Origin of the sequence: Ruminococcus sp. 210702-SL.1.03 (assembly GCF_020559915.1) — a bacterium.
Lineage (GTDB): Bacteria > Bacillota > Clostridia > Oscillospirales > Ruminococcaceae > YE71.
In genome coordinates this window covers 23,559-30,598 of record NZ_JAJCLZ010000025.1, presented here as the reverse complement: position 1 = coordinate 30,598, position 7,040 = coordinate 23,559, and the positions used below count along the sequence as shown (strand labels likewise).

The 7,040-nt window shown below is 53.0% G+C and carries 6 protein-coding genes; 1 reads left to right on the top strand and 5 read right to left on the bottom strand.

Features of this window, described 5'->3' with window-relative positions:
- Positions 1 to 193 precede the first annotated feature (193 nt).
- The 5 genes from LI114_RS11010 to LI114_RS10990 form a co-directional block, all read right to left on the bottom strand.
- On the bottom strand, positions 194 to 937 hold the full coding sequence (locus tag LI114_RS11010; RefSeq protein ID WP_227220687.1) for a GH25 family lysozyme: 744 nt from the start codon (positions 935 to 937) through the stop codon (positions 194 to 196).
- A 43-nt stretch (positions 938 to 980) separates the two neighbouring features.
- Entirely contained in the window at positions 981 to 1,868 is an 888-nt protein-coding gene (gene hslO / locus LI114_RS11005; protein WP_227220685.1) for an Hsp33 family molecular chaperone HslO, read from the bottom strand.
- 1 nt (position 1,869) lies between these two features.
- A complete protein-coding gene (locus tag LI114_RS11000; RefSeq protein ID WP_227220684.1) occupies positions 1,870 to 2,625 on the bottom strand; it encodes a class I SAM-dependent DNA methyltransferase in 756 nt (251 codons plus the stop codon).
- The gene (locus LI114_RS10995; RefSeq protein ID WP_022128424.1) at positions 2,625 to 2,921 is read right to left on the bottom strand and encodes a YerC/YecD family TrpR-related protein; all 297 of its coding nucleotides are present in this window, start codon (positions 2,919 to 2,921) and stop codon (positions 2,625 to 2,627) included. Before LI114_RS10995 ends, LI114_RS11000 begins: the two co-directional genes overlap by 1 nt.
- 194 nt (positions 2,922 to 3,115) lie before the next feature.
- A complete protein-coding gene (locus tag LI114_RS10990; RefSeq protein ID WP_227220683.1) occupies positions 3,116 to 5,473 on the bottom strand; it encodes an ATP-dependent helicase in 2,358 nt (785 codons plus the stop codon).
- Between the two features lie 196 nt (positions 5,474 to 5,669).
- Between LI114_RS10990 and LI114_RS10985 the strand changes: the two genes are divergently transcribed.
- Positions 5,670 to 7,028, top strand: coding sequence for a hypothetical protein (locus LI114_RS10985; RefSeq protein ID WP_227220681.1), 1,359 nt, complete (start codon positions 5,670 to 5,672; stop codon positions 7,026 to 7,028).
- Positions 7,029 to 7,040 lie beyond the last annotated feature (12 nt).

Below are 7,040 nucleotides of genomic sequence, written 5' to 3'. Positions count from 1 at the left end.
AACCTATGACCCTCTGCTTGTAAGGCAGATGCTCTCCCAGCTGAGCTAAGCTTCCGATTTAGCGCTTTCAGAAGTTTTTTTGTTATCTCTTCAAGCGACTATTATATTATACACTAACATCGTGCTCTTGTCAAGCGTTTTTTGAAAAAAATTTTGTTTTGTAGAATTGCACAAATTTTAATCTGTATTTTAGTTACTCTGCACAACCGTACTTTTCAAACTCCTCAGCGCTACCGTTAAATACGTTTAGGTCAATATGCTTCTCCTCGCCATCGTAGCCGTCTAGCGTTGCGGTGTCGGAATACTGCCAGAAAGTCCACTGTTTGCTGCTTTCGGGCTTGAAATACACCGAGCGTATCCACAGATCGTAGTCTGCAAGATCTTCCTTTACATACATATTATAGGCAGTGCCCGTCGCGTAAATTATCGGCTTCAAGCCGTAGTGCTCCTCCAGCTTTTCAAGCAGCGTTTTAAGCTGCGGAACAACGTCCTCGGCGGGCAGCGGATCGGCGCGGTAATCGCCGTAAAGCTCGACGTCCACCACAGGCGGCAGCATACCGTCAAATTTTTCCACGTTTGCGATGTAGTTATCCGCCTGCGTATCTCCCCCGCTCTCGAAGCTGAAAAAGTGGTACGCCCCCACGCGCAGGTCTGTACCGCGCGCTTCGGCGTAATTATACGCGAATTTGCCGTCAAGATGCTTGCTGCCCTCGGTCGCCTTGATAAATACAAAGTCCAAATTTTTGGACAGTACCGTCCAATCGATGTCGCCCTGATATGACGAAACGTCCGCGCCGCGCACGGGGTAAGCCTTGCGCGAGGGAGTGTTGAGCTTGATGACCCGCAGGTACACCAGCGCCAGCAGCACCGCGCAGATCAGCCCCACGCCTATCACGACGACCATCGGCAGCTTATGTTTTACTATAAGTTTTACCATTTATGTGAATTTCCTTTATCATACTATTCCGTGTGAGCCGAAATTATTCCTGCGGTTCGGGCTTCTGCTCAGCCAGCGCCTTTATCTCGTCGGCGGTAAAGACGTACTTTTTGTCGCAGAAGTTGCAGCAGACCTCGGTCTTTTCGTCCTGCGCAAGCTCTTCAAGCTCCTTTTTGCCGAGCGAGATCAGCATACGCTCGGTGCGTTCGCGTGAACAGTCGCAGACGTAATTCACCTCGAAATCGTCCAGCTTTTCAGGCTTTAAGCCCTCGAGCGCCAGCATAGCTATGTCCTCCGCCGTCATGCCGTTCTCGAGCATCTCGGTCACAGGCTTCATTTTCGCGATATTCGCCTCTATCACGTCAACGGCATCCTCCGGTGCGAACGGCAGAAGCTGCAGCAGAAAACCGCCCGCGCAGCGCACGCTGAGGTCAGGGTTGACAAGCACGCCGAGCGCGCAAACGCTGGGCACCTGCTCGCTCACTGCGAGGTACTGGGTGATGTCCTCCGCTATCTCGCCCGAAACGAGCGGCACTTGTCCCGAGTAGGGCTGCTTCATGCCGAGGTCTTTTATAACGGTAAGCGTGCCGTCTGTACCTACCGCGCCGCCAACGTCCAGCTTGCCCTTAGCGTTCAGCGGAAGCTCTACCACGGGGTTCTGAATGTACGCTTTTACGTTGCCGTAGCTGTCTGCCACCGCGATGAGCGTGCCCGCAGGCCCGCCGCCGTCAGTGCGCACGGTAACGGTATCGCCCTCGTTTTTCAGCCCGAAGCCCATCAGCGAAGCGCCGAGGGCAAGTCTGCCGAGCGCCGCCGTGCATACCGCCGAGCTTTTGTTTATCTCCTCTATCCTCGCAACGATGTCTTTTCCATCTATGGCGCTGCAAACTACCGAAGCGTCGCCGTTTATAACTCTAACGATTCTTCCCATTTTAATTATCCTCACAAATTTTTCTGCATACAAACACCGCGCGCTCGCTGTTTTCGGCAAGCGGCGCTTCGCTGTATCCGTCGTAAACTCCCAGTATCTCAAAACCCGTCTGCGAAAGCAGCTCTTCCACGCGCGGTATTTCCACCGCTATCTCGCGGAAGCTCTCGCTGTAACGTTCGTAGCCTTTTTCGGTCTTTTCAAAGAAATCAAGGTATATAGATACTGAGCTGTCCGTTTTATCGCACTCATTTTGCCAGCCGCAGTACAGCCCCTCCATATCGTAGATAAAGGCGTTGTCCGCCAATACTTCGCGGTGCTTGTAAGGCGTGTTGACGTCGAAAATAAACATACCGTCGGGGTATGCAAAAAGCGAAACGCGCTCAAAAAAAGCGCGTACTTCGTCCTCATTTTCCAGATGGTTCACGCTGTCGAGCGTGCATACGGTAACGTCTATCGTACCGTACATATCTATGCTTTTCATATCCTGCCGCAAGTACTGTATACGGCTGCCGCTCTCAAATTTCTTGTCGAGCGCGGCATTGAGCATCTCATCCGAGCCGTCTATGCCGACCACGTCGTACCCCGCCGCCGCAAGCTTTTCGCAGAGAGTTCCCGTGCCGCAGGCCGCGTCAAGCAGTATCCCGCGCCTGCCGCCGAATTTTTCGACGTAAGCGTCTATCTGCCGCGCCATGCCTTCGTAATCCACGCCATGCTGGAGCTTGTCGTAAAAATATGCAAAGCTTCCGTAAGCTGCCATTACTTTTTATCCTTCATTCTGTCAAAAACTATGCTGTAGCCGCCCGTACCGTCGTATGTCAGCGAGCGGTTGACGCGGCTGATGGTGGCTGTGGAAGCGCCCGTTTCCTTTACAATATCGCTGTAAACGTGGCTGCCCGTAAGCAGCTTAGCCACCTGAAAGCGCTGCGAGAGCGATTTCAGTTCGGGTATAGTGCAGAGGTCTTTGAAGAAAAGCGCGCACTCCTCCTCAGTTTCCAGACAAAGTATAGCCTTGTAAAGCTCGTTCAAATTTTTAATCTCTAGTTTTTCCCTCATTGCTAAGTTCACCTTTCTATAATAACACATATCAAATCATGTATTAAAGCGCTAAATCACATCTATATTTTATCACACCAAAGCTTTTAAGTAAATAGCTTTTTCGCAAAGTTCACATATTATTAAAAATCTGCCGCAGGGTTTTCGCGCCTTTTCGCGCACCTGCGGCAGAGATATTCTTTATTCGCCAAGCGTCATATCTTTTTGACGTTTTTGAAAGGCATTATCTTTTTAGTTCCGCACTCGTCGAAAGCTACTTCCAGCAGCACGGTGTTGCCCATGTTTTCCGCCGAAAGCACTGTTCCGTCGCCGAATTTCGGGTGACGAAGCCTGTCGCCAGCCTTAAAGCTTCCGCTTTCGCCGGTGTGCTCGATAGAGCTTTTGCGGCGTGCCAAAACGTCGCTCGCTTCGTGAGAATAGTCGGGCTTCTGCGGGCGTTTGCGCGCTTCGAACGAGAGTTTGCTCTCTTCCTTGATGTGCTCGGTGTTCTCCTCGGGCAGCTCAGCCAAGAAGCGCGAGGGGCGGTTCACGCCCGTTCTGCCGTAGAGCATACGCATAGTCGAATGCATAAGGTACAGCTTTTTGCGCGCACGGGTTATCGCAACGTAAGCGAGCCTGCGCTCTTCCTCGAGGTCTTCGGGGTTGTCGCTCGAGCGCGCGGAGGGAAACACGTTTTCCTCCATGCCGGGTATGAAAACGCAGTCAAACTCCAAGCCCTTTGAAGAATGTATCGTCATGAGCGCGGCGTAGTCCTCGCTCTCGTCATACTTGTCAATATCTGTATACAGCGAGATCTCTTCGAGAAAGCCCTCTATGGTAGGCTCTTCCACGTTCTCCTCATAGTTCACCATAGTAGACCGCAGCTCGGCGATGTTTTCCAGTCGGTTCAGCCCCTCGTCGCCGTGCTTGCGCAGCATCTCGCCGTAGCCCGAGCGCTCGAGCACTTCGGTCAGCAGCTCTGAGGGCTTCATCTCCTGTGAAAGGTCGTCGAGAGTTTCTATCAGCTCGTAAAAACCGGTGAGCGCCTTGCTCTTTTTCGCGATGGGCGCGTAGCTTGCACTGTCGCGCATTACCTCCAGCGGGTCAACGCCCAGGTCTGAGGCTATCTGCTCCACCGCAGCGGCGGTAGCGTCGCCTATACCGCGCTTTGGCTCGTTGATTATGCGGCGCAGGCGCAGCGTATCGGTGTGGTTGTTGATAACTGCGAGGTAGGCTATGATGTCCTTTATCTCCTTGCGCTCGTAGAACTTCTGACCGCCGAAAACCACATAAGGTATGCCCTCGCGGACGAACACCTGCTCGATTATGTTCGACTGAGCGTTCATGCGGTAGAGCACGGCGTGGTCACGGTATTTCATGCCCGCTTCCACATTTTTCTTTATCGTTTCGGCAATAAAGCGCGCCTCGCTGCGTTCGTTCAGCGCGTTGTAAACTACCACCTTTTCGCCCTCGCCGAGGTCTGTCCAAAGGTTCTTGCCCTTTCTGCCCTGATTGTTGCCGATGAGCACGTTTGCGGTAGTAAGTATGTTCTGCGTAGAGCGGTAATTCTGCTCCAGACGGATAACGTCGGTATCGGGGTCGCAGTCGAAAGTCTTTTCAAACGAAAGTATATTTTCGATGGTAGCTCCGCGGAATTTGTAGATGCTCTGGTCGTCATCGCCGACAACGCAGAGGTTATTGTGGCGCGCCGCGAGCAGGTCTATCAGGCGGAACTGCACGGTATTTGTATCCTGATACTCGTCAACGAGGATGTATTTGTAGAGGTTCTGATAATGCAAGAGCACATCGTCGTTTTCCTCAAAAAGCTTCACGACGTTGCAGAGCAGGTCGTCGAAATCCATAGCGTTCGCCTCAAAAAGGCGGCTGTTGTAGAGCTTGTAGATCTTAGCTATCTCTCGCTCCCGGAATTCGTTTTTATACATCTCGTAATACTTATCTGGCGAGATCATCTTGTTTTTCTGCGCCGAGATCGCCGAGAGCATAGCGCGCGGCGGGAATATCTTATCCGAAATATCCAGCTCTTTGAGCGCCTGCTTTATAAGGCGCAGGCAGTCGTCGGTATCGTAGATGGTGAACGATGGCTTATAACCTAGGCGTTCGCACTCGCGGCGGAGTATGCGTGCGCAGGCGGAGTGGAAAGTAGCCGCCGTAACGCCTACGCCCTGCTCGCCGAGCATACGCTCAAGCCTGTCTTTCAGCTCGTTCGCTGCCTTATTCGTAAACGTGATAGCCAGTATGTTCCAAGGGACGATACAGCCGTGGGAAACTATCTGCGAAAGCTCGCCCGCTTCGTCGACCTCGCCCGCGGCGTAAGCGCGCAGGAAATCAAGCTCCGCGGGGGTATGCTCGCGGGTATCCTCGTATGTATAAGCGTCGCCGAAGTAGATCATATTCGCGATGCGATTTATCAGCACAGTAGTCTTTCCGCTGCCCGCGCCGGCGAGTATCAGCAGAGGGCCGTGCACCTTGAAAACGGCTTTACGCTGCATATCGTTAAGTCCTGAAAAATACTTTTCCAGCGCTTTTCTTTTGAGTATATCAAATTCGCTCATCAATAAAATCTCCGTTTCTAATAACTTCACTCTATATACCTTAATTATTATACCACATTTCAGAGCGGTTTTAAAGTCACAAATTGTTAATTTTTTTGTTGCGGGAAGAATGGCGCAGATCCTTTGCAATTTTTTCTCCGCCCATGTAATATTCACGATGCAAAATACGTCTATATAGGTAAAGGAGGCGTTTACCATGAAAAATACCGGAAATATAATATCAATGATAGCAGCAATTTCCATAGCAATGTGCGCCGTTTCCTGCGGCGATGGGGCGGCAGCTTCGAGCGGCAGGTCGGCAGGCACGGCAGGCGGGTCGGCGAAAGCGTCTGCGGGCGCGACTGAAGCTGAGAAAGCTGACAAAACTGACGCGGGCGATGCAGAGGCCGCGATGGAAGCCGAGGACGGCGTATACGAAGGAGAAACAGGCGAACTCGCGGACGGCGTGACGGACGAAATGACCGTGGGCGACGCTGAGGACGTTAAAAAATCCGCAGTCGAAGGCGAGGACGGCGCGCAGACCAACTCCGCCATGCCCGAAGCGGGTCAGCTTACGGCGGGCGAGTGGCGCGACAACGACAACTGGGGCTTCCTCATGAATCTCGTAAATTCGGGCACGATCAGCTTCCCGAGCTACGGCATCGACCCGCGCGGAAGAGTTGCAGTTACCGTGAAAAACGAGTCGGGCGAGGCGGCGGCGAACGTTGCCGTTAATCTGCTCGGCGAGGACAACGAGCTGCTTTGGAGCGCAGTTACCGACAAAAACGGCAGGGCGTACCTCTTCACGCCAGAGGGCAAGACCGCGGCGGGCGTTGAAGCGACGAATTCCGAGGGCAAAACGCAGAGTGCGGAAGTCAAGGCAAATTCGAGCGGCGGTGAGCAGGGCGGCAGCGAGGTTTCCGACTACGCCGAGTGCGAGCTTACCCTAGGCGGCAACGAGCTTTACAAAAAGACGGAAATAATGTTCATAGTTGACACTACCGGCTCGATGAGCGACGAAATGCTCTTTTTGCAGAGCGAATTCAGCGCGATCGCGAAAGAGGTCGGTACAGAAGATACTTACTACTCGGCTAATTTCTACCGCGATGAGGGCGACGATTACGTCACCAAGCTGAACGATTTTACCAACGACGTCGCGACCGTGCAGAGCCAGATCAACGCCGAGAGCGCGGACGGAGGCGGAGATATTCCCGAAGCAGTCGGCAGGATAATGAACGAAACGCTGAGCAATGGCAAGTGGAGCGACGACTCGGTGAAGATCGCGTTCATGATCTTCGACGCGCCCCCGCACGCGGAGGACTCCGACGAGGTAGCGCAGGCGGTGAAGGACGCGGCGAAAAAGGGTATACGCCTAGTGCCGATAGTTTCTTCAAACACCGAGCGCGATACTGAGCTTTTCGCGCGCGGAGCGGCTATCTGCACGGGCGGCAGCTACGTTTTCCTCACCGACGATTCGGGCATCGGCGACTCTCACCTCGAGCCTATAATCGGCGATTACAAGGTTGAAAAGCTGCACGACATAATCGTCCGCATAATCGGCGACTACCGTCAGTAATACTAAAAAGCT